Consider the following 25,595-nt stretch of genomic DNA (forward strand, 5'->3'; position numbering starts at 1 on the left):
CCACCTTTATCCCACGCCTCAGCCTCGGCTATGCCTGGGATCTTGGTGATACCAACCGGGAACTCACCGCGAGCTTCCGCTCCGCTCCGAAGGGTTCCTTCACTGTCGCTGGCACACCAGCTCCCTCCTCCTGGTTCAACGTCGGTCTTGGCTTGGATGTTGCACTCAACAACCGCTTCTCCCTCTACCTCAATGGCCTCGGTCAGCTCTCACCGGGCAGCACCCAATCCATCAACTACAACGGTGGCTTTAGGTGGAGCTTCTGATCTCAACGATCAGAGCCAATCTGAACAAACAATCAACAGGCTCTCACCACCTCCTTCCTCTGCTTTCCATCACCGCTTTTGCGGTGATTTTTTTTGCAGAAAGCAGATTGAAGTGAACATCACCACAGCTTGCATTCATGCCATTGAGCCAAGTTCGAGCTCGATCTTGCATTGGAGGCAGCACACTAGAAAGAAAGCGATGCCCCAAAGACAAGTGCGAGACCCTCGAGATCATCATGCAAATAATGCATAAAAGAAACGGCTAAACGAACAAACAACAACCAGACAAGGTGATAAACGAAAAAGTGCCACATGCAGGCACCCACCAAGAAGGGAGTTTATGGTTTAGTAATTGCTAAATTAAAAAAAATGCTTAAAAGGAGTCTCGCGACCGCCGGCGCAATCCTGCTCGGAGCCACAGCCCTAGGCAATGCAGCAAAAGCGCAATCAATTGACGCTGCAAAAAGAAACCTTGGTTATTTTGTTACCAACGTGACACCCCCCGGAGGAGGAAACAGGCTGGATCTTTACAAAATGGGGCTCGATGGTGTTGCAGAGCAAGTGCATGAAGACATATTCCCAGGCGACAATCCCCAAAGCTTTTCTGCATCCGACTACACAGTTAACACCAAAACAGGAAAAATCTACTTCGTAGAGCCACCATCTGGGGGAGAAACCAGAACGATTAAGGTTTGGGACATCAAAGAAGAAAAATTCGAACAAGACATCGATATCGAAGGCCTTCCTATTGGAGGCAGTCCAATGTTTATCGAATATCCAACGATTTTGGATGAGCTTGTCCAGAAACAATGCACATCTTCTGATGGCAGCTGTAGCAGCGACGACCCGACCAAAGTGATCTTGGGGTCCAACGGCTCAAATTCAGTAGCGGTTATCGACGAAGAAGGCTTAAGCGTTGGAGGCAAAAGCATTGTTCGTCGTGAAATCAATGCCGACGGAGAAGAAGAACTGCACATTGGCGAAAACTCACTCGTCACGGTCGAATCAGATGGCGTGCAAAAGCTGTATGCCACTGATGCAGAAGGCAATAAGATTCCGATCAACATCACCGAAGGCAGTGACCTTCAAATCAACGGTGTGAGCGTTCAGGGTCAACTGGATCAGCACACGACAGACATTCAGAGCAACACGGCGGCGATCAACGACAACAAGGCTGCAATCAAGAACAACAGCAAAGCCATCGATAACCTTGAGGAGGATGTCAATGCTCTCGGTTCTGGTGTTGCTGGCGCGGCAGCACTCTCAGCCGCACTGTCGGCACTGCCGACTGTCTCTGACGACGCGCCCTTCTCCTGCGGCGTCGGCACTGGTGGATACAGCAGCCGCTACGCAATGGGTGTGGGCTGCGCAGCGAGGCTGAATAAGCGGCTGTCTTTCAATGCCGGCGGGTCTGTGCTCTTCGGTGGAGCAAGCGATTACGGCAACGGAAGCCTCGATACCGTTGCCGGCAGAGCTGGGTTCGTGTTCAAGCTTGGTCAGCTTGCGCCTTCGAGCACAGGCGACAGCAACGCGCAGCTGCAATCAAAACTGAAGCAGGTGGAGAACCACAACGCCGAGATGGCTTACCAACTTGAGAGTCTTCAGCAACGACTGAATCAGCTCGAAGCTTTGGCCAGTGGCCTGCTCAAGCCAGAAGCTGTCGCCACCAGCGTTATGCCCTGAGGGTCAATCGGTCGGTTACCAGGCCCTGTAGACCAAACGACCCAGCAGCTCCCGCATCGCGCGGGAGCTGTCATCTAAAGCCCTAGCAGTGGGGAACCACTGGGTGGGATCACGCCAGAGGGGGCCGGCCCACGCTGCACGGGATTGGAAATCAACAGGAAACGGCTGCACACCAAGGCCCTGACGTTCAAACATTCGCTGCGCTCTCTGCATGTGAAACGCGCTCGTCACAAGCAAGATCTTGGGAGCTTCAGTCGTCGCCTCGGATGACGGCGTCGCAGTGTCGATCAGATCAAATACAGCACGAATCTGGAGAGCTTCCTCCGCCGTATTCACGACAGCTGGCGTCACAGCGATCGCATCTGCGGGAATACCCAGTCGCTCAGCTTCCAGTCGATACAACTGACCTTCCAGTGGCTGACCAGGACGAAATGGGCTGGCACCGCCGGTGAACATCAAGCGCGGCGCCTTACCAGCGCGATACAACGCAAGCCCGGCCAGAAAGCGATCGGGGTCGTGCCATTCACTCACCCGCGCCGGACCAGGGGCGGCATGACGTCCACCACTCAAGACCACGATGGCATCAGCATTCGACGCTGACTCGGCACGTCTGCGATGCCAGGGTGATTCCAACCAACCCCATAACGTCTGGCTCACTAAGCCAAGGGAACAGAGCCACAACAGCACCAACGCGGTGATCACCGGCCAGCGCCAGCGACCAATCAACCCCACCAGCAAAAGGAGCAGGCTCAGCCCCAGGGGCAAAACCGCCAAGGGCAGGATCTTGCTCAGGAAATAACCAATCACAGCGTCGTCGAAATCTTGAAGCTCAAGCCAGCAGCTCCCGGAACCACGAGATTGTTGGTTCCAGCCCCTGCTCCAACGCCACAGTGGGGGTCCAAGCCAAGTCCCGTTGAGCCAAAGCAATCGCAGGCTTTCGCTGGCGGGGATCGTCAGCTGGTAATGGTTCGCTGATCAGCGCAAGCTCAGGATTGATCCGAGCGCGAACTTGCTCCGCCAACTGACGGATTGTGAATTCACTGGGGTTACCAAGATTGATCGGGCCGGTGTGATCAGCATTCATCAAGCGGATCAGACCCTCAATCAGATCATCGACATAACAAAACGAACGGCTCTGACTACCGTCGCCGTAAAGCGTGAGTGGTTCACCCCTCAACGCCTGAACAATGAAATTGCTCACCACCCGGCCATCATCAGCGAGCATGCGCGGGCCATAGGTGTTGAAAATGCGCGCGATGCGAATCTCACTGCCGTGCATGCGCCGGTAATCGAAGCAGAGCGTCTCGGCGATCCGCTTGCCTTCGTCGTAACAAGCTCGGGGGCCGATGGTATTGACACACCCCCGATAGCTCTCGGGCTGGGGGTGAATCTCAGGGTCGCCATAGACCTCACTTGTGGAGGCAAGTAGCAGCCGGGCACCCACGCGACGGGCGAGGCCAAGCATGTTGTATGTGCCCAGGAAGCTGGTTTTGGCGGTCTTGACCGGATTGGTCTGATAGTGAATCGGCGATGCCGGACAGGCCAGATGCCAGATCCGATCCACTTCCAGCTTGATCGGCTCAGTGACGTCATGGCGGATGAGCTCGAACCGCGGATGACCGATCCAGTGGGCGATGTTTGCCTTACGACCCGTGAAGTAATTGTCCAGACACAAGACCTCTTCTCCGGACTGCATCAGCCGGTCGACGAGATGAGATCCAAGAAACCCAGCACCACCAGTCACCAGATTGCGAACAAGACCAGCAGGCATGGGTGCAATGCGTTGGTAAGAGCTTATCGAGGTTGTTCAACCCTGAAACCGAGAGCAATCACAGATCCACGATGCAGACCCGCGTTGACATGAGCCATTGACATGCACTGAGAGCGTGATCTGCACAGAAAAAGAGGCATCACGAGAACAAGCGCAACACAATCATGTAGAAGCTTGCAGTCAAGGCTGAATTCTTTAAGGTCGGCGCAAAGAAGGAACGTTTGGTTTGAAGTCACGCACCAAACGTCTCCTCATTGTTTTACCCACACTGCTACTCGCAGGAGGATCGGTTGGACGGGTCATCGCCCAAACCGAGAACATCGGCAGCAGCAGCGGCGCTTACCTCTACGGCAGTTCTGGCTCAGGCACGGTCACGACGGCTCCCTACATCTACGGAACCGGCAACCCTGGCCCCTCCATCACCTACTCACTGGGGGGGAGCCTGTCGGAATCCGGTGGTGCGAATTCCGGGGGCAGCACCGGTTCCAAAGGCAACAGCCCCGAATTCGGCAATGGTGGGAATGGCGGACAAGGCGCCAGCCCTGGCTCCGTCACAGTTGTGCTCAGCAGCGGTGTGTCGATCACCGTGAACGATGCCAACTTGATTGATGGCTTCGACAACGTCGTTGGTGGCATCGCTTCAGCCCAAGCCGGCAACGGCGGCGATGGCGGCAATGCCGGCATCGGTGGAAGCGGCGGCAGTGGTGGTGCAGGCGGCTCTTCGCAAAACCAGGTGGTCAACCTCAACGTCGACAGCGATGTCAGCGTCAATGTGTCGATCGACTCCACCGAATACGGCGCCATCGGTCTACTCAGTCAGAGCGTGGGGGGCGTTGGCGGTGACGGTGGCGATGGTGGCTGGTACTCCACCGGTGGCGGTGACGGCGGCAACGGCGGCTATTCCGGACTGGCCACAGTCACCAACGCCGGCTCGATCGTGGTCAATTCTGAAAATGACGCAGGGCCTGGTGGCTCCGGCATCTTGGTGCAATCGGTGGGCGGCCAAGGCGGTGCCACGGGCTCCGGTGGCCTGATCACTTACGGCGGCCAAGGCGGCACCGGAGGTACAGCCGGCAACGTCTCGGTCACCAACACGGGAACCGTTTCAGCCACGGGCGACAGCGTGACTGGGATCAACGTGCAAAGCATCGGCGGCGGCGGCGGCGCTGTAGCCGGGGGACTATCTGTCGCCAACCTCGGCGGATCCAGTGGAGGTGTGGGCGGTGATGCAGGAGTCGCCGACCTGGTGATGACGAGTGGCAGTGTCACCACCGACGGGAACAACGCCCAGGGAATCTTGGTGCAGGCCGTCGGTGGGGGCGGTGGATCTGTAGGCAATCAAACCAGCCTGACCACCGTCGGGTCCGAAGCTGGAGGAGGAGGCAATGGTGGCTCAGCGTCGCTCACCTTCACCGGCGGAAGTGTGATCACTGGAGCGAGCGTGAGTGATGAAGAAAGCGATGGAGACACCAATGTGGGTTCCACAGGCATCCTGGTGCAGAGCATCGGTGGGGGTGGTGGTAACGCCGGCACCAGCTCGGGGATGATTGCCGTTGGCTCCAGCGGTGGAGATGGAGGCAATGGAGGAAGCGCCACTGCCGTTCTCAGCAATGGCTCTGTCTTCACCGAACAGGACTACGCCGGTGCCGTGGTGGTGCAGAGCATTGGTGGAGGTGGCGGCAATGGCGGCAATGCCAACAGCGCAGGAGCTGGAGCCTCCGTTGCTGTTGGCGGCAATGCAGGGGGCGGCGGTGTCGGCGGCAATGTAAGTGTGGGCACCGGTTCCTCCGAATCAGGTGCGATCAGCCTTGTCACCATGGGCTTTCAAGCACCAGGGCTGCTGGTGCAGAGCATCGGTGGCAGCGGCGGCACCGGCGGAAGTGCGACGTCAGTGTCTGGTTCCCCAACCGCCTCCTATTCACTCGCCGTTGGCGGGGACGGTGGCACAGGCGGTAACGCAGGCACGGTCACCGTCGGCAGTACGGACCTGCCATTCAAAGCCAACGTCTCAACCCTTGGCGCTTACTCCACCGGTGTCTCGATCAACAGCATCGGTGGCGGCGGCGGCAATGGCGGCAATGCTGTGTCTGGATCGGTCAGTGCGCAGTCGTTTGCGGTGGGGGTTGGTGGCACCGGCGGCGCAGCCGGGAACGGCGCCAGCGTGTCGGTGGTATTAGAAGGCGAGCTACGAACTGAAGGCTTTCAAGCACCTGGCCTTCAAGTGCAAAGCATCGGTGGCGGCGGTGGCAATGGCGGCAGCAGCATGGCGGTGTCTGGAGGAGCCGTCGCTGCAGCACCTTCCGTTGGAGGAACTGCGGGAGCGGGTGGAAATGCTGGTGATGTCACGGTCAGCTTCAGTGGCCCGATCGAAACCCGAAGCAGCTACTCACCGGGCACCATCGTCAGCAGCATCGGTGGCGGTGGCGGCACTGGCGGCAGTTCGCTCTCTGCCTCTGCAGGCACTGTTTCTGCATCCGTTGCCGTCGGTGGGGATGGTGGAGCTGGCGGGAGCGGCGGCAATGTCAGCGCAACCTTGGCTGGGGACATCACAACCCACGGCGAATCATCCCCGGGGGCTCTGATTCAAAGCGTGGGCGGTGGCGGTGGAGCCGGCGGATCTGCCGTCTCGGGTTCGATGACCGCAGGAGTTGTGTCTGGAGGGGTTGCCGTTGCCCTGGGAGGTAACGGGGGAAGCGGCAACAGCGCAGGATCCGTCAGCCTCACCTTCAGCGACAGCTCGATCAAGACAGGACGCAGCGTGGAGGGGATTCTGATCGGCCACTCCCCTGCACTCTTGGTGCAAAGCGTGGGTGGTGGTGGGGGACAAGGGGGATCGAGCGTGAGTGGATCCGTGTCGCTATCGAGTGATGGCTCCTTCAGCGGCAGCTTCGGGTTGGGTGGTTCTGGAGGAGACGGGGGCACGGGGGGAGCCGTGACGGTGTCACTCACCAACATGGTGCTCGACACGCTTGGAGACTATTCCGCAGGTCTGATCGCCCAGAGCATCGGTGGCGGTGGTGGGCAAGGGGGCTCAAGTACAAGCATGCAAGCCTCGGCCTCAAGCGGGACGTCCGTCGCAGTCGGAGGCGTGGTGGGTGGTTCCGGAGGCGGTGGGGCCAATGCAGGCTCTGTATCCGTTGCCAATAGCGGCGGCAGCATCAGCACCAAAGGCGACTTTGCCCCAGGGCTTTACATCCAATCGGTGGGCGGCGGCGGCGGCAGTGGCGGCAGCACAACCACCCTTGGATTGTCAGCCAGCAGCGGCACAAGCGTGAGCGGCAGTGTGTCGATCGGGGGTTCCGGGGGCAGCGGCGGCACCGGTGGGGCTGTGACTGTCACTGACAGCTCCAGGATCATCAGCACCAAAGGAGACCACTCGCCCGGGATCGTGGCCCAGTCCATTGGTGGCGGGGGAGGCACTGGCGGCAGCACAACAACTCTGAGCGGTTCTGCTGGGGGAAGCACCAGCGTGAGCGGCGGGGTCAGTCTTGGCGGAGATGGCGGCAGCGGCAGCTCCGCCGGTGATGTCTCCCTTACCACCAGCGGCGTGGTGATCACCGGCGACACGCTGCGGCCTGATCTGCTGCTACCGGCTGGCGCTTTTTCCTACGGAATCCTGGCGCAGTCGGTGGGCGGCGGTGGCGGTGCCGGCGGCTCCACCAGCACCTACAGCCTGTCGGCATCGACAAGCGGCGATGCTGTCACCCTTGGCGCCGACTTCGGCGGGGATGGCGGCGATGGCGGCACCGGCGGCAATGTCTCGGTCACCGTCTCAGGTTCGATCAGCACCGTGGGATTCCAAGCCACTGGCCTGCTGGCGCAATCCGTGGGAGGCGGAGGCGGTGCAGGGGGCTCCACCCAGTCACTGTCAGCCACGGCCTCCAAAGGCGGTGAGTCGTACACCGGCAGCCTCAGCGTGGGCATGGGCGGCAGCGGCGGCGATGGCCAGGCGGCCGGAGCGGTGATCGTGGAGGGTCCCGATGCAGACAGCCTGCTGAGGATCAGCACCAGCGGCGTAATGGCCCTCGGTCTCAACGCCCAGTCCATCGGCGGCGGCGGCGGCCAAGGGGGCAGTTCGATGGCCGCAAGCATCACCGAATCGCCCTCGCAATACAGCTTCGGGGCCTCGGCCGTCGAAGGCGGCAGTGGCGGCACCGGCGGCACCGGTGGCTCCGTGCAACTCGGCACCAGCAGCACGAACCCCCTGCGGGTGGTGATCAACACCACGGGGCTGGCAGCAGACGCCGTGCTGGCCCAATCGGTAGGCGGCGGTGGTGGTGCTGGTGGAGGGGCGATCAGCTCTGGAAACGGCGGTTCCTTCTCCACCAACATGAGCTTCGGTGCCCAAGGCGGAGCTGGAGGAACCAGCGGCAGCGTGAATGTCTACCTGCTGGGAGACATCAGTACCCGCGGCACCCATTCCTCGGGACTAACCGCTCAGTCGGTCGGCGGCGGCGGCGGTGCCGGCGGCAGTGCCATCAGCGGATCCACCACCGGTGATGCCGATGTTGACTTCAGCTTCGGCGCCAGCGTCAGCGATGGCGGTGATGGCGGCGGCGGCGGTGATGCCGGCCCTGTCTCGGTGAGTTTCGGCGGGAGCATCAGCACCCGAGGCGTCGGTGCCGATGGCCTGTTTATTCAGTCGGTCGGTGGCGGCGGCGGCCGCGGTGGCGCCGCCATCAGCAGCGCCTCCAGCTCCAGCACCTCGAGCGACACCGGCAACAGCTCCACCAGCACCTCCGGATCCGCCACGATGAGTTTTGGCGGCGAGGGAGGTGATGGCGGTGATGGCGGCAGCGCCAGCCTCCAGGCCCTCAGCGACATCAAGGTGAGCACCCGGGGCACGAACGCAGCAGCCATCACCGTGCAGAGCATCGGGGGCGGCGGTGGACGGGGCGGGAAAGCCAATGCCAACAGCACCACCGATGGCAATGCCGACTTCAGCTTCGGCGCCTCCGCGGCCAGTGGTGGTGATGGCGGTTCCGGCGGCAGTGGCGGCAGCGTCAGCCTGGGCAGCTCCAGCACTGTGATGAAAGCCCAAGCCAGCACCCTGGGCGACAACGCCATTGCCCTGCTGCTCCAATCCGTGGGCGGTGGGGGCGGCATCGGCGGCAGCAGTCAGGCCGGGGCCAGTGGGGGCAACCTGTCGGCCTCGTTCGCCATGGGAGGCGATGGAGGCAACGGCGGCACGGGCGGTGCCATCACCGTGTTCACCGACGGCACTTACATCACCCAAGGCACCCTCTCCCACGCGGTATTGATCCAATCGATCGGTGGCGGAGGCGGCCAAGGAGGCTCCGCCACCTCCAATGCCGATCCATCCATGTCTTCGGAAGACGACAGCACAAGCGCCGACTCCGACTTCTCCTTTGGCGCCTCTGGCGGCAGCGGGGGCGACGGCGGCGGCGGCGGCAGTGCCGGGTCGATCAGCGGCTCCATCAGTGGCCTGATCCGCACCATCGGTGACAGCGCCATCGGCCTCTTCGCCCAATCGGTCGGCGGCGGCGGCGGCGCCGGTGGCGCCGTCACCAGCGGGGCCTCCAGCGGCAGCGGCAACCTCTCCGCCTCCGCATCCTTTGCCATGGGAGGCGATGGCGGCAATGGAGGCCGGGGCGGCAGCATCAACCTGGACGTGCCCAATGGCCTCCAGGTCGCCACCGGCGACAGTGCGTTAGGCACCGGCCACGGCTCCCACGGCATCCTGCTGCAATCGATTGGTGGTGGCGGCGGCACCGGCGGCTCGGTGGTGAGCAGCAGCAACGTGGCCACCAACAGCTCCAACACCAGCATGTCCTTCGGACTGAGCACGGGTGATGGCGGCGATGGCGGCTACGGCGCCAACAGCGGGAGTGTCAACCTGGGAAGCAGCAGGTCCCCCGCGGGACTCACCGTTGAGACCAATGGCGACAACGCCATGGCGGTGTTCCTGCAATCCGTGGGCGGCGGAGGTGGTGCCGGTGGTGCGGTGAATGCCACCACTGCGGGTGGCAATCTCGCGGCATCCTTTGCGATGGGCGGCGACGGTGGTGTGGGGGGCACCGGTGGTGCAGTGTCGCTGTTTGCCGACGGCACCTATCTCACCCGAGGGGCCACCTCCCATGGGGTGTTGCTGCAGTCGGTCGGCGGCGGCGGCGGCCAAGGCGGCGCCGTGACAGCGAACGCCACACCAGTGAGCAGTGATGACAGCGCCAACGCCAGCTTCAGCTTCGGCGCCTCGGCAGCGCTCTCCGGCAGTGGCGGACGCGGGGGGAACGGCGGCCGGGTGACTGCAGGCCTGAGTGGAACAATCCGTACCCTTGGGGACAGTGCCATTGGCCTGTTTGTCCAATCCGTGGGGGGTGGCGGCGGCGCTGGCGGCAGCGTCACCAACGTGGCCGACTCCGGTGGCGGCGAGCTCTCGGCGTCCACAACAATGTCGATGGGTGGTGCCGGCGGCAGCGGCGGCTCAGCCAGCAGCGTTGAGTTGACCACCCCAGCCGAGCTCACCGTCATCACCGGCGACAGCAGCGAAGGCAATCGCGCAGGTACTGGCCACGGCTCTCATGCGGTGTTGCTGCAATCGGTGGGCGGTGGCGGTGGACAAGGTGGGTCAGTGGTGAGTGGCACCACCGCCGGCACCAGCACCTCGAACAGCAGCTTTTCCTTCGGAGCCACGCTGGCCACCTCCGGCAGCGGTGGTGCTGGGGGTGCTGGCGGCAGAGTGAGCCTAGGCAGCAGCGGACAGCGAGCCAATCTCCGCCTGCAAACCTCTGGCGACAACGCCCATGCCGTCTTCCTGCAGTCGGTGGGCGGTGGTGGCGGTGCTGGCGGGAGTGTGAATAGCTCCTCTGCCGGCGGCAACCTATCTGCCTCCTTTGCCCTCGGGGGGCCAGGGGGCAATGGCGGCACCGCCAGTGATGTGGCGTTCTATGGCGACGGCACATTCATCACCACCGGCAACCTCTCCCATGGGGTGTTGCTGCAGTCGGTCGGCGGCGGCGGTGGAGCTGGCGGATCGGTCACCAGCAATGCCGATGGCACCGGTACAGCCAATAGCGAGTACTCCTTTGGAGCATCTGCCGCCAGTGGAGGCAACGGAGCTGGTGGTGGCTGGTCGGGCTCTGTCACAGGCTCCCTCAGCGGCCGGATCGTCACCACCGGCCAGGGGGCGATCGGTGTATTTGCCCAGAGCATCGCCGGTGGCGGTGGTGCCGGCGGATCCGTTACCAGCAATTCCGACGGAGGCAACGCCAATGTGTCGGCCGCAGCAAGCTTCTCCATGGGAGGTGCCGGCGGCAGTGGCGGATCGGCGGGGAGCGTCTCCCTCTTTGCTCCTGACCCCCTCACCGTGATCACCGGTGACAGCACTCGCAAAACAGGGTCAGGCGCCCACGCGATCCTGCTGCAATCCGTTGGCGGTGGCGGCGGCACCGCTGGATCCGTACTGGGCAGCAATGTGAGCGCCAGCACCGCCAACAGCTCCTTTTCACTGGGTGCTTCAGCCGCGGTCACCACCGACGGCGGTAATGGCGGAACCGGGGGGGACGTCTCGATTGGATCGACGAATCAACCGGCACGGCTCAACCTGGTCACCAGCGGCCACAACGCCCATGCCCTCTTCCTGCAATCGGTCGGCGGCGGCGGCGGATCAGCGGGAACGGTGAGCAGTGGGAATGCCACCGGCAACCTCTCCGCCAGCTACAGCATGGGAGGTGCCGGTGGCGATGGTGGTCAGAGCGGCCAGGTGTCGGCCTACATCGACGGCACGATCGTCACCACCGGCGACAACTCCCACGGCTTCCTGCTCCAGGTGGTGGGCGGCGGTGGCGGCCAAGGGGGATCGGTCACAGGAAATGCCGCGTCCGTGGCAGGAACCAGCAGCGGCAGCATCGACACCACCTACAGCTTTGGCCTCTCGCTCGACGACAGCGATGACAGCTCCGGTGGCAACGGCGGCATTGGCGGCCGCCCCACCGGTTCAATCACCGGCAATGTGATCACCCGTGGTGATCAATCCATCGGCGTGCTGATCCAGAGCATCGGCGGCGGCGGCGGCGCCGGCGGCACCGTGATCGACACCGGCGATCGCGCCAATGCCACGTACAACTCAGTGATGAGCGCCTCGATGGGCAGCGATGGCGGCAGCGGTGGTGATAGCGGCCGCATCAACCTCAGCCCTGGCCAGAGCCGCAACCTCACGGTGCTCACCAGCGGCGAAGCCAGCCCTGCCGTCTTGCTGCAATCAATCGGCGGTGGCGGTGGCCAGGCCGGCACGGTGATCGCCAAAGCCAAAGCCAGCAGCACAGAGGCCAGCCTCGGGGGCGGCGGCGGTGACGCCGGCGCGATTCAGGTCAATCTGGGGACCTTGCAAATCCAAACCACAGGTAACAACAGCAACGGCCTCACCCTGCAGTCGATTGGCGGTGGCGGCGGTGCGGTCAGTCACACCATCAACAACCAGCAGAGTGGAGTCGTCAGCCTTGACCTCGCCATCGGCAGCAGCGGCGGCGATGGTGGCGACGGCAACAACCTCAACCTCAGCAACGAGGGCGGCCGCATCGTCACCAGCGGTGCAGCATCAACCGCATTGCTGCTGCAAAGCATTGGTGGCGGTGGTGGTCTCACCAACACGGTGGCCGGCGGCACGGAGGGATCCCTGGTGCAGCTGAGCGGCAGCATCGGTGGCGGTGGTGGCAACGGTGGCAATGCCGGCAGCATCAGCGCCACCAACGCGAGTGACCTGGTCACGACTGGCGTCAATGCCATTGGTCTCTATGCCCAGAGCATCGGCGGTGGCGGTGGCGGCACCGGGGTCAGCTTGGCTGATGCCGAAGGGCGCACCCACGTGGCGGGATCGCTTCAGATCGGTGGCACGGGCGGCAGTGGCGGCACGGGCGGGGCTATCACCCTGACCAACAGCGGCACCATCCTCACCACCGGCAGCCAATCCCACGGCCTCTTTGGCCAATCGATCGGTGCCGGCGGTGGCCGCCTCGCCCTCGCCGGTGGCGGCAACAGCCTGAAGAACAGCGCCACCCTCCAGATCGGTGGCGATGGCGGCAATGGTGGCAATGGCGGCACAGTGGCGATCACCAACAGCGGCGCCATTGAGGTGCGGGGCCAAGGGGCCTATGGGCTCGGGGCCCAGAGCTTGGGGGGTGGCGGTGGCAGTGTCTCCAGTACCTCCGCCCTCAGCTTCAGCCTCGGAGCCAGTGGGGGCATTGGTGGTGATAGCAGCGCCATCACCATCACCAACAGCGCGCCAATCACCACCACGGGCCGTGATGGCATCGCCTTGAGCGCTCTCAGCATCGGTGGCGGCGGCGGCGATGCCGGCCTCACCCGAGATGCGATCACGCTGGGATCTCGCAGCGGCAGCAGCGGCAATGCCGGAGCAATCACCATCACCAACAGCGGAGCCCTGAGCACCAGCGGCGTCAACGCCACCGGGTTACTGGCGCGCAGTGTCGGTGGCGGAGGGGGTCGCGTCACTGGTTCGGTGACGCAAAGCTCCATCCAGCTGGGAGCCAGTGGTGGTGGCAGCGGCAGCGGTGGTGGAATCAGCATCACCAACCGCGGCAGGATCACCACCAGCAAGCGCAATGCCAACGCCATTGCCATCAGCAGCATCGGTGGTGGTGGCGGCGAAGCAGCCAGCGGCTACGGCAATGCCAGCCTCGGCAGCATCAATGCGAGCGGGATTGGCGGCGCCATCAGGCTCACCAACAGCGCCACCCTGATCACTGAGGGCATCGACTCTGCCGCCATGCTCGTGCAGTCGATTGGTGGTGGCGGCGGCAGCATCGATCACATCAACGGTGATGCCCAACTGGGATCCAGGGCCACCACGGCAGCACAGAGCGGCGGGAGCCTCAACCTCACCAACAGCTCCGATCTGCAAACCAGCGGATCCTTTGCGCCGATCGTGATGGCCCAAAGCGTGGGCGGGGGCGGCGGCCACGTGGCGAGTGCCGAAGGATCGGCAAGCCTGGGGAACCGATTCAGCGCCGACGGCTCCGATCTCAAGGGTGCCCGCATTCAACTGGAATCGAACGGCACCCTCCTGATGAACAACGGCGACTACAGCCCAGCCCTCGTGCTGCAAAGCATCGGTGGTGGTGGTGGCTGGATTGGTCCGGTGGACATCGCACTGCAAGCTGGAGCCATCGATGGCGCAGGCAGCATGGCCGGTGGCGACGTCAACGCCAGCAACCGCGCCACGATCATCACCAGGGGCGCCAATTCAGGCGCCATCAGCCTGCAGTCGATCGGCGGCGGTGGCGGCAGCGCAGGGTCCGTGGGCACCACCGCGCAACTCGGATCAATCAACAGTGGTGGCAGCCAAACCGGCGGCAGCATCAGCCTTACCAACCGTGCCTCTCTCTACGGGGCAGGTGATCACAGCCCCTTGATCAATCTGCAATCCATCGGCGGTGGCGGTGGCTTTGCCGGTGCAGTGATGGGCAGCACCGAAACCCTTCAACTGGGCAGCACCCAGCTCAGCGGTGGCGTCAGCGACGGCGGGAGCGTCAGCCTCAACCAACGCGGCGAGGAGCTGATCAGCCGTGGCAACAATTCAGCCGTGATCCGGGTGCAAAGCATCGGCGGCGGCGGCGGTGCCGTGGCCAGCAACTTCACGAACCTGAGCTTTGGCACCTCAGGCAGAGGCACTGGCTCGGGTGGAGCAGTCACCGTGACCAACCAGGGCGTGCTGATCAGCGAAGGACGCAACGCCATGGGTCTTCTCGCCCAGAGCATTGGTGGCGGCGGTGGTCTGACCGGCCTCTCCAGTGGCTCGCAACTCACCCTGGGGGGATCCCTCCAAGGCCGTGGAAACGGTGGCGCCGTGACGGTGACCAATACCGGAGCGATCACCACGCTGGGCATCAATTCAGCTGCGCTGCTGGCTCAAAGCATTGGCGGCGGCGGTGGCACCGTCGCCACCGCCAGCGGAGCCAGCACCCAACTGGGGGGCAGCGACGCCACCCTCGCCAATGCCGCTGACGTGTCGGTGACCAACCGCAGCAGTTTGCAAACCGCTGGCAATGGCTCACCCACCTTGATGGTGCAAAGCATTGGCGGTGGCGGTGGCTTCGTTGCCCAAGCCAACCCAAGCCAAGATGGAACGTCCCTCAACGTGACCTTGGGGGGGAGCAACCTCGGCCAGGCCAATGCTGGCCGGGTGCAACTGAACACCAGCGGTGAACGGCTGCTCACCACCGGAGCGATCAGTCCAGCACTCGTGGCCCAAAGCGTGGGCGGTGGCGGCGGTTGGTCCCTGCTGCCCAGCACCGCATCGGCTCAGCTCGGTAGTGGTGGCGGCACTGGCCTGCAAGGGAATACGGTCAACGTCACCAACACGGCACCCATCCTCACGAGCGGCAATGCTTCAGCCGGTGCCGTCATCCAAAGCATCGGTGGTGGTGGTGGTGTGGGCGGCAACACGGGCACGAGCCTGTCCCTCGGCGCCAGCCGGGCCCAAGGACAACTGAGTGCACGCACTGTGAGCGCCTCTCAAACCGGATCGGTCACCACCCTGGGGCGGTCTTCAGCAGCCGTCGTGGTCCAGAGCATCGGCGGCGGTGGCGGCCTGGGGGCCAGCACCAAAGGCGATGCCCAACTAGGCCAGAGCGGCAGCAACAGCAACGCCCGCAGCAACAGCGGTGCGGTGACCTATCAAGGGCAAGGAACGGCGCTGCAAACCGCTGGGGTCAATGCCCCTGCCCTGGTGGTGCAAAGCATCGCTGGCGGCGGTGGCTGGATCGGCACCGTCACCGGTAACGCCACCCTGGGAAGTCAAGGCAGCGGGTCGGGCACTGCTGGAGCGGTTGAGGTGATCAGCAATCACGACGCGGTGACCACCGAAGGGCGCAACAGTGCTGGTCTGCTGGTGCAAAGCATCGGCGGCGGCGGTGGATACACCGGTCTGACCCTCGGCGACGACCTCACCCTTGGGGCCAATCAACAGGGAACCACCGTGGGAGGCGCCGTCGACGTCACGAACCGTTCGTCGATCACCACCACCGGCCTCAACGCCGTGGGTCTGATGGCTCAGTCGGTCGGTGGTGGCGGCGGCACCAGTGCCACCGGCAAGGGCAGCACCATCACCCTGGGCGCCAGCGGCCAAGGCAACGCCGATGCCGGTGCAGTGAAGGTGAGCAACAGTGGCGTGATCCAAACCGAAGGCGAAGGCTCAGCCGCTCTGATCGCCCAAAGCATCGCCGGTGGGGGCGGGTTCATCTCCGAAGCGAATGGCACGGAGAACTACACCCTCACCTTTGGCGCCACAGGCAACGTGGCTGGTCAAGCTGGAGCGGTGCGTGTGAACAACACGGCCCGTTTGCTCAGCACCCGCAGCGACGAGGCACCGGTGGTGATTGCCCAGAGCATCGCCGGAGGCGGTGGTTATGCGCTGGTGAACGCCACCGATCGCGCCAGCACACGCCTGGGCACCAATGGCAGCAACAGCAACAGTTCAGCGGGAGACGTCACCGTCACGAACCGCTCCGATCTGGTCTCGCTCGGCGACAACGCCACCGCCCTCACTGTCCAATCCATCGGAGGGGGCGGTGGTGTGATGGCATCCGCGGCAGGCAGCCTGCAACTGGGCGGAGCAGATCTCGGCGCCGCCGCCCAAGGCGGATCCATCACGGTGACCAACAGCGGCAACATCGAAACCCTGGGGCAAACCGCTTCAGCCGTGATCGTGCAGAGCATCGGTGGCGGCGGTGGCTCGGCGGGGGGATCCGGCGGCACGTCCGCTCAACTGGGGGCCACGAACGCCAGTTCATTCCGGGGCGTCAGCAGCGGTGATGTGCAACTGACGAGCAACGGCACGTCGATCACCACGCGGGGCCTTGGTTCGGCCGGTTTAGTGGTGCAGTCGATCGCTGGCGGCGGCGGTCGCATGGGCAGCAGCACGTCGCCCACCACCCTCGGAGGCTCGAGCCTGCAAACAGCCAACAGCGGATCGGTCGATGTGGTGAACCGCAGCACGATCACCACCCTCGGAGGCGGTTCCGCCGCCCTGGTGGCCCAAAGCCTGGCAGGGGGCGGCGGCATCGTCGCCATCAGTGAAGGCCGCTCCCTGCAGATGGGCGGCAGCGATCTGGGGGTCGCCAACGCAGGAACGGTCAGTGTCACCAATACAACCAATCTGCAGTCGCAAGGCCGCACCTCGCCCCTGATCACCGTTCAGAGCATTGGGGGGGGTGGTGGCTTCACCACAATTGCCAATAACCCCACCTTCAGCACAGCCATCGTGCTGGGCAGCGACGGCCTCAAGCGCGGCCACGGCGGCACTGTCTCGGTGACCAACAGCGGCAGGCTGGTGAGCAACGCCACATCATCGAGTGCGTTGGTGGTGCAAAGCATTGGCGGCGGCGGCGGCATCGCGCGCCGCCTGGGCACCGACACCCTCAGCTTCGATCTGCAACTCGGCAGCAGCAATGCCGAAGACGCGAGCGGAGGCAACGTTGACGTCACCAACAACGGCAAGGGCATCCTCACCACCGGCTCATACGCCCGCCCGATCCTGGTGCAATCCATTGGCGGCGGCGGCGGCTGGATCACCGCCAACGTTGGGGCCATCACCGAGGCCTTGCTGGGGAGCACCGCAGCTGGCGGCAACACTTCAGGCGGTGACACTTCAGGCGGTGAGGTGAGCGTCACGAACAACGCCCCGCTCACCAGTCTCGGCACAGGTGCAGCGGGCCTCGTCGCCCAGAGCATCGGCGGCGGCGGTGGTGTGGTGGGCAACCAAGCCGGCACCGTGGTAATGGGCAGCGTGCGCGCCAGCGGCCGCGCCAGCGGCGGCAGCGTTGATCTCACCAACACCGCAGCGATCACCACCAAGGGGACGGACGCACCTGCAGCTTTTGCCCAGTCGATTGGCGGCGGTGGCGGCCGCAGCAATGACATCGCTGGCAATCTGCGCATGGGCATCGTGGGCAACAAAGGCTCACTCGCCGCCAACGGCAGTGCCGTGACCCTGATCAATCGTGGATCCACGGTGCTCACCAGCGGGGCAAACTCTGGCGGCCTGATCGCCCAGAGCATCGGAGGCGGTGGCGGCTATGCCGGCTCCCAAACCAGCGACGATGCGATCGGCCGCTTAGGCGGTGGCACAGACCTGATCAGGCTTCAAGACAGTTCTGTGCTCAATGGCGGTGACGTCAGCCTGAGCAATCGCGCCACGGTGGTCACGGAAGGACTGCAATCACCAGGCCTGCTCGCCCAGAGCATCGGTGGCGGTGGTGGTTTTGCCGGACGTCTCTCCACCAGAGACATTCGCTTCGGACTGCACGGACAAGCCACTGCCAACTCCGGTGCGATCAGCGTCACCAACACCGGCAGTGTGGCCACCATGGCCCGAGGCTCCAGTGCGCTGATTGCCCAGAGCGTGGCCGGCGGCGGCGGCTTCGCCAGTGCCAGCGATTCTGCCGTCATCCACCTCGGAGCCCGCCAGGCGTTGATGGCTAAGGCCGGCGCCGTCACGGTGACCAACAGCAACACCTTGGAAACCCTGGGCAGCGGTGCTGTTGGCCTACTGGCGCAGTCGGTGGGCGGTGGCGGTGGCTTCCTCGCCGATGTGCGTCGCAGTGAACGGTTTGCCTCGAGCAGCAGCTTCAGCCTCGGCTCCATCAACAGCACCAACAGCTCCACTGGAGACATCAACGTGGAGAACAACGCTGAGCGGATCGTGACCCGCGGCGATGGCGCTGCCGCGTTGCTGGTGCAGAGCGTCGGCGGTGGTGGCGGCTGGACAGCCTTTGATCAGAACCAGATCCAACAAGGCCATTTTGGCCAACAAGGCGGCAGCAACGCCAAGGGCGGCGACCTCACCGTGACCACCAGCGGCAGCATCCTCACCCTGGGAGACGATTCCCAAGCGATTCGACTGCAAAGCATCGGTGGTGGTGGTGGTGCCTCCAGCGCTTCGATCGAACGCCTTCACATGGGAAGCCGTGATGCCAGCGGCTCGCTGTCGGGTGGTGCCATCAGCTTCACCAACAGCGGCACGGTTGTGACCCGGGGAGGCAATGCCGCAGCCATCGCCCTGCTGTCCCTTGGTGGTGGTGGCGGCACCCTCTTCGGCAATGCCGACACACGCATAGACCTCGGCGCCACCGGCACCACAGGTGCCCAGAGCAACCTCAGCGGCGGTGCCATCTCGGCCATCAACCGCGGCGACGGTGCCTTCACCGAAGGGCAGAACGCTCCAGCACTGGTGCTGCAAAGCATCGGTGGTGGGGGCGGCATGATCGACACCCTCCAAGGCAAGGTGCGCCTCGGCAGCAGCGCAAGTGAGGGCCGGCAGCAGGGTGGTGCCATCACCATCACCAATGAGGCCAACCTCAACACCGGTGGCAACAACAGTGCCGGCCTGATTGCCCAATCCATCGGCGGCGGTGGTGGATTCAGCGCCCTGCGAGCTGTGATTGCCCGCGAAGACAGCCTGGTGCTGGGTAGTTCCTTCAGCAGCCAATCCAGCAGCGGCGGCAGCCTCAGCCTCTCCACCCAAGGGCGCATCATCACCGCCGGGGCCGCTTCTCCGGGCCTGGTAGCCCAAAGCATCGGTGGAGGTGGGGGATCGATTCAAGGGCTCAATGCCGCCCGTACCGGTGCTCTCGTGCTGGGGAGCCGTTCCGCCACCAACGCCAACTCTGGTGTTCTGGAACTCACCCCCATTCGCGGCACGATTGCCACCAGCGGATCACGTTCCGCAGGAGCGGTGGTGCAATCCATTGGCGGAGGCGGCGGATGGGCCCTAGTCGACAGCCTCAGCACCACCACCCTGGGGGCAACATCCCTAAGTGGCGGCAGCGGTGGCGCCATCAGCGTGGTACTGGATGGGCGACTGCAAACCACGGGTGCCATCAGCCCCGGCATCGTGGTCCAGAGCGTCGGCGGTGGTGGCGGCTTCGCCGGCAACAGCCAGGGCGATGCCGGCCTCGGAAGCAGCGACAGCAGCGGTGATCTCAGCATCAACGGCAGCAGCGGCTTGCTCTACCCCGTGGCTTGCCCAGTGGGCTCCTGTCCGGTGAAACCGGTTGAGCAGGCCGTTCTGGTGGACATCCAGGGCGCCATCACCACCACAGGAACCACCTCACCAGTGATGGTCGTGCAGGCCATCGGTGGCGGTGGTGGACGCCTGAGCCAGGTGGAGGGCGACGCAGTGCTGGGCATGGAAGATTCCACTGGCACAGCCGATGGTGGGTCCATCCGTGTGATCAGCAACGGCGGTGCCAGCCTCACCTCCCTCGGAGATCACTCCCCGGCACTAATGGTGCAATCGATCGGCGGTGGCGGCGGCAGCATTAATGATGTGGAGGGCGCCCTCAGACTCGGGAGCCAGGGGCAGGGCAGCAGCACCGGCGGCAGCATCACACTAAATGGTCCCTTCACAGCCATCACCCAAGGCGAGGAGAGCCCTGGGGTGGTGTTGCAAGCGATCGGCGGTGGCGGCGGTTACGCCTCGGATGTGGCCGGCAACCGCCTCCGCCTTGGCACCCTCAGCACCGGCGACACAGCCGCCGGTGCCGTGCGTGCCATCAGTGCCAATTGGCAGATCAGCACCGAAGGAGTGAACAGCCCTGGTCTGATCCTGCAATCCATCGGCGGCGGTGGTGGCGTCGCCTACACCAACGGTGCCTCCGTCTCGATGGGGGGTGACGTCGTGGGCATCACCCGGGCGGATGCGGTGAGCCTGATCTCCAAGTTCAACTCCCGCATTCAAACCACGGGCAGCTCTTCCCCTGCCGTGATCGCCCAATCCATCGGTGGCGGCGGCGGTTACGTCGGTGGCGACGGCAGCGGTCGAGCCCCTGTCGTGGACCTCGGCGGTGGTGGCACACAGCTGGGGGGGAGTGGCTCGGTGGAGCTCACCATCAGCCGCGGCACACAGCTGATCACCGCAGGCACAGAGTCGCAAGGAATCCTGGCCCAATCGATCGGTGGCGGCGGTGGCTACACCTCGCAAAACGGACTGGTGCTGCGCCTGGGCATGACCGGCGGACGCGGCAACGCCGGTGATGTCACCGTCGACAACCAAGGCAGCATCACCACCCTGGGGTCGCCTTCAGAAGGCATCCTCGCCCAAAGCATCGGCGCCGGTGGCGGCAGTGCTGGTAACAGCCAGACCAGCCTGGCGCTTGGCGCCGACAACGCCATCGGCGATGCCGGCAATGTCGTGGTGAACAACCGCAACGGGCGAATCAACACAACTGGGAGCTACAGCATCGGCGTGGTGGCCCAGAGCGTGGGCGGTGGTGGTGGCCGCATTGGCCGTGCCAACGGCAGCATGACCCTGGGAGCGAACAATGGCGGAGGCAACGCCGGCAACGTGACGCTCAACAATGCCGGTGGTGTGATCGCCACGAGTGGCGCCTATGCGCCCGCTTATCTGATGCAGTCCGTCGGCGGCGGCGGTGGTCAGGTCGGGCTGGGCGACAGCGATGGCAGCGGCACGGTCGTGCTCGGCGGTGGCGTCGATGGCACCTATGGCTCCGGCGGCACACTCACCTTGATCAATGCCGGCGGCAGCCTGCAAGCGGAAGGCGCTTTCTCCCCCGGCGTCATCCATCAGTCCATCGGTGGTGGCGGCGGTTGGATCGGCAACGTGTCCGATGGCAACGTGCAACTGGGGGGTCTCACCACCGATGACTCCACCGGTGCGGACCTCAACCTCACCCTGCCCTTCGAGGTGCTCACCATGGGGGACAACAGCCCTGGAGTGGTGCTGCAGAGCATCGGCGGTGGAGGTGGTGTGGTCGCTGATGTCAGCGGGAATGCAACCCTCGGTGGCACCACCAACCGCGGTGTCGACACCAGCGGCGGAAGCCTCACCTACTCCCAACTCCAACGCAGCGTCACCACCCTCGGCAATGACAGCCCCGGCGTTGTGTTGCAATCCATCGGTGGCGGCGGAGGTCTGCTGGCTGCCGTCGATGGCAGCGTTGCCGTGGGCAGCGATTCCAAACCCGGCAGCAACGTCAGTGCCGGAGTGATCAGCGCCAGCAATGGTGCCCCGATCACTACCACCGGCGTCAGTTCACCTGGCCTCACGATCCAGTCGTTCGGGGGCAGTGGCGGCCTGGTGGGCAGCGCACCCACCAGCGTCAGCGCCGGCGGATCCGGCCGAGGCGACAGTCGCGCTGGAGCAATCGAGCTCACCAACCGTGGCGCCATCATCACCACGGGAGACAACTCCAGCGGCGTGGTGCTGCAGTCGATTGGTGGTGGTGGCGTTTACACCACCAGCGCTGGCGGAGCCGCCATCCGCTTGGGGGGATCCGTGGTGGGGCTAAACGACAGCGGCGACATCGCCTTCACCAGCCGCGGCACCATCCGCACCGGTGGAGACAATGCGGCAGCCATCGTGGCCCAGAGCATCGGTGGCGGTGGCGGCGCCGTCTTCGGCGTCGCAGGCGCCAAAGCCTCATCGGTGCAGCTGGGGAGCGCCACCGCCACCAGCAATGGCGCAGGAGCCGTCACCATCACCATCGAAGACGATCTGAGCAGCTTTGGAGCGGGCTCACCAGCGGTGCTGGCCCAGAGCATCGGCGGCGGCGGCGGCTACGCGCCGATTGCCAGCCATGAAGCCCAGGCCGGTGCCACCACCAGCAGCGGCCTGGATGGCAAAGCTGTGTCGATCCTGATCCGGGCCAATGCCACCACCAATGGATTCAGCAGCGATGGCCTGATCGCCCAAAGCATCGGGGCCGGCGGCGGCATGGTGGGCAGCAGCACCAACAGCCTTCAGCTCGGTGCAGGCAATGGCGGCAACGGCGACGCTGCAGCCGTCAGCATCCGCAGCAGCCAAACCATCACCACCACAGGTGATCAGTCGATCGGCATCTCGGCCCAATCCATCGGCGCCGGTGGTGGACGCAGCGGCAGTGCCGAAGGCAGCGTGCATCTTGGCGCCGATGGCGCTCGCGGGGATGCAGGAACGGTGACGCTCAACCTCACCAGCCTCCAACCCGGCAGTGACGGCTCGATCATCACCACCGGCAAGCAATCACCAGCCTTTGTGCTGCAATCCATCGGCGGCGGCGGTGGCTTGGTGTTCCCGAATGCCAACACCAGCAGCGACGACCTGCTGCTGGGCGGTGGCGACTTGGGCAGCCAAGGCCAGGGCGCAGCGATCAGTTTCACCGCGGGCTCGCGAAGCCGCGTGATCACCACCGGCGACGGTTCCAGTGGTCTCGCCTACCAATCGATCGGTGGCGGCGGTGGCTATGCCGGCAACACCAGCACCAATGCCCAACTGGGTGGTCTCTACCGCGGGACCTCGTCGGGAGCCAGCCTCGAGTTGGTGAGTCAGGTGGCCACCGCCACCCAGGGCCGCAACGCCAGCGCTTTGCTGGTGCAAAGCATCGGTGGCGGCGGCGGCAGCGTGGGTGATGTGGGCGGCAACGCCAACCTGGGGGGCAGCAGCGACAACAATCGGCCGAACACCGTGAATGGTTCCGGCGGTGCACTCAATCTCACCCTGAATACGCCCCTCACCAGCAGCGGTGACAACACCACCACGGTGGCGGCCCAGAGCATTGGTGGTGGTGGTGGCACCGCAGGCGCCATCGGCGGCAAGGCCACCCTCGGCGGTCTCGGCACGGGCAATCGCTCCGCTGGCGCCATCAGCCTGAGCATCGACAACCAGGTCGGCTCCGGTGGCAACTTCTCTCCCGCACTCCTGGCCCAATCCGTCGGCGGCGGCGGCGGCAGCGTCGACACCGTCGGCGGCAACCTCACCCTTGGCCGCAGCACAACCCTCACTACTGATCCCAACACCGGCATCACCACAGCTGGTGCACTCAACCTCACCGTCAACTCTGGCGCTCAGGTCGTCTCCACCGGGAACACCAGCCCCGCCTTCATCGCCCAGACCATCGGCGGCGGCGGCGGTTTCGCCGCTTCCACCACAGGCTCTGTTCAGCTCGGTGCTGGTGGCGCTGGCACCACCGCGGCCAATGCCGCAGCTGGCGCCATCTCCTGGAGCAACGCCGCTGGTGGCACCACAGAAGAAGTCACCGCGCTCGGCATCGTTCCCACCACCACCGGCGGCATCGCCACCACTGGCAATCTCGCCCCAGCGGTAGTCCTCCAGTCCATCGGTGGCGGTGGTGGTTACACCACCGGCGGCACAAGTGTCAGCTTCTCCGCCGCAGGCCATGCGGGCAGCTCCACCAGCTCCGGTGATATCGATGCCACTAACACTGGCATCATCTCCACCACCGGCGACAACAGCTTTGGCGTGCTCCTCCAGACCATCGGTGGCGGTGGTGGTGTCGGTGGATCCTCCACAGGTGTCGTCTCCCTGAACAACACCAATGCCAACTCCAGCTCCGGCAACATCACCTTCACCAACTCAGGCACCATCGCCACATCAGGCACCGGCTCCCACGCCGTGGTCGCTCAAACCATCGCCGGTGGGGGTGGCTTCGTCTTTGGTGGTGTCAACAAAGAGGATTCGGCATCGCTATTAGGAGGCCGCACGGGTCGCTCCGGCGATATCACCATCACCAACTCAGGCACGATCAGTGCCAGCGGCACCAACGCCGTGGGGCTGCTCTTCCTCAACGCCACCGGTGGGGCTTACCAGTACCAAAACCCGAATGGATCGGTAAGCACCATCACCGAAGGGGTCGCCAACAACCTCTCACCCGCCGGTGAAGTCGTCGTCAACAACACCGGTGTGATCCGATCAACCGGAACAGGCGGCGTCGCCATCACCAAGAGCACTTCATCAGGCCTGCACGGCAACCTCCGCGTCGACAATGCAGAAGGTGCTTGGATTCAAGGCGGAGACAACGGAGCCGCAATCAACCTGCCCACCGTGGAGGTGGAACGCATCACCAACAACGGTTGGATTGTGGGTGGGGCCGAAGGCACGGCCAACGCCATCACCGGCAACGGCGGCCCGGATGAGATCAAAAACTTCGGCGTGATCGCCGGCGACATCATCATTCCCGGCATCACCAAAAACATCTTCAATGCGCCTGGCGCACGCCTGGATGCAGCCCTGGTGGATGCCAATCGGTTCGTGACGCTGGTGCAAAGCGGCCTTGTGAACCCCAACGGGCCCTATCGGATCGGTGATCTGAAGGTGAAGGCGAATTACGCCACAGCCCGTACCTCTCTTTATGAGGCGGATCTTGTCCTCCGCTCCGGTCAAACCGACAACCTCACCACCTTCTTCCAGGCCAACCTCAACGGCACCGTTCAGCTCCTCGCCAACCAGGTCGGTCAGGCCATGCCTGGTTCCTTCGTCTCAGAAGGCATCATCAATGCCCAAGAAGGCATCACCATCGGTGATCTCAAGCTGGTCGCGCCCAAATCTGCCGTTGCCTCCTTTGGCTTCGATCTGATCAATAACCGCACCGATCTCGCCTTCAAATACACCGTTGACTACGCCCCCAAGGGCCTCGATCTCAACTCCACCGCCGTTGGTAAGGCCGTCAACACCATCCAAGCCGCAGGCAGCACTTCAGCCTTCAATTCCACTGCTGCGCTGATCTTTGCCCAAGGAACCACCAAGGAGCTCAATTCCCTCTACCGCCAGCTCTCTGGCGCCACATCCGCCGCCTTCCCGCAAGTCGCTCTCACCACCGGTCAGGCCTTCCAAGATGAGGTCCAAGAGACTCTCGACTCCGCTGTCCTCTCCCAGCTCCAGCGCTGCATCCTCAACGTCCAATCCCTCAAGTCCGGTGACACCTACACCGGTGATCCGGCTGATTGCGGCAAGTGGCGCACCTGGGTCAATGCCGGCGGCTCTGAGGCCAACACTCCCGGCAGCGGCTCCTCTGAGCAATCCGGCTACAGCACCAATGCCTTCAATACCTCCGTTGGTGCTGACACCCTCGTGGGTGACAACACCCTGATCGGTATCGCTG

At 64.1% G+C, this 25,595-nt stretch carries 5 protein-coding genes; 3 read left to right on the forward strand and 2 right to left on the reverse strand.

Annotation, left to right across the window (positions count from 1 at the left end):
* Together DXY10_RS13460 and DXY10_RS13465 are read left to right on the forward strand one after the other, a co-directional pair.
* A partial coding sequence (locus tag DXY10_RS13460) for an autotransporter domain-containing protein (protein WP_136989227.1) occupies window positions 1-266 on the forward strand: 266 nt, incomplete at its 5' end.
* Between the two features lie 312 nt (window positions 267-578).
* Complete coding sequence (locus tag DXY10_RS13465; protein WP_115019971.1) at window positions 579-1,949, forward strand: YadA C-terminal domain-containing protein; 1,371 nt, start codon at window positions 579-581, stop codon at window positions 1,947-1,949.
* A gap of 15 nt (window positions 1,950-1,964) precedes the next feature.
* On the opposite strand, the gene DXY10_RS13470 is transcribed toward DXY10_RS13465, so the two are convergent.
* Window positions 1,965-2,723 carry a YdcF family protein gene (locus DXY10_RS13470; protein ID WP_244282379.1) on the reverse strand — a complete coding sequence of 253 codons (759 nt, stop codon included), beginning with the start codon at window positions 2,721-2,723 and terminating at the stop codon, window positions 1,965-1,967.
* 55 nt (window positions 2,724-2,778) lie between these two features.
* Window positions 2,779-3,720 (reverse strand): UDP-glucuronic acid decarboxylase family protein, encoded by a 942-nt coding sequence (locus DXY10_RS13475; protein WP_115019972.1) that lies wholly within the window; start codon window positions 3,718-3,720, stop codon window positions 2,779-2,781.
* Window positions 3,721-3,946: 226 nt separating this feature from the next.
* On the opposite strand from DXY10_RS13475, the gene DXY10_RS13480 reads away from it, so the two are divergent.
* On the forward strand, window positions 3,947-25,595 hold a 21,649-nt coding region (locus tag DXY10_RS13480), incomplete at its 3' end, for a hypothetical protein (protein WP_115019973.1).

The organism is Synechococcus sp. UW140 (assembly GCF_900474295.1).
Taxonomy (GTDB): Bacteria; Cyanobacteriota; Cyanobacteriia; order PCC-6307; family Cyanobiaceae; genus Synechococcus_C.

What these genes read in the sequence shown, in the direction of transcription:
- DXY10_RS13465 (WP_115019971.1), top strand. Translation starts at nt 579, where the DNA reads ATGCAGGCACCCACCAAGAAGGGAGTTTATGGTTTAGTAATTGCTAAA.
- DXY10_RS13475 (WP_115019972.1), bottom strand. Translation starts at nt 3,720, where the DNA reads ATGCCTGCTGGTCTTGTTCGCAATCTGGTGACTGGTGGTGCTGGGTTT.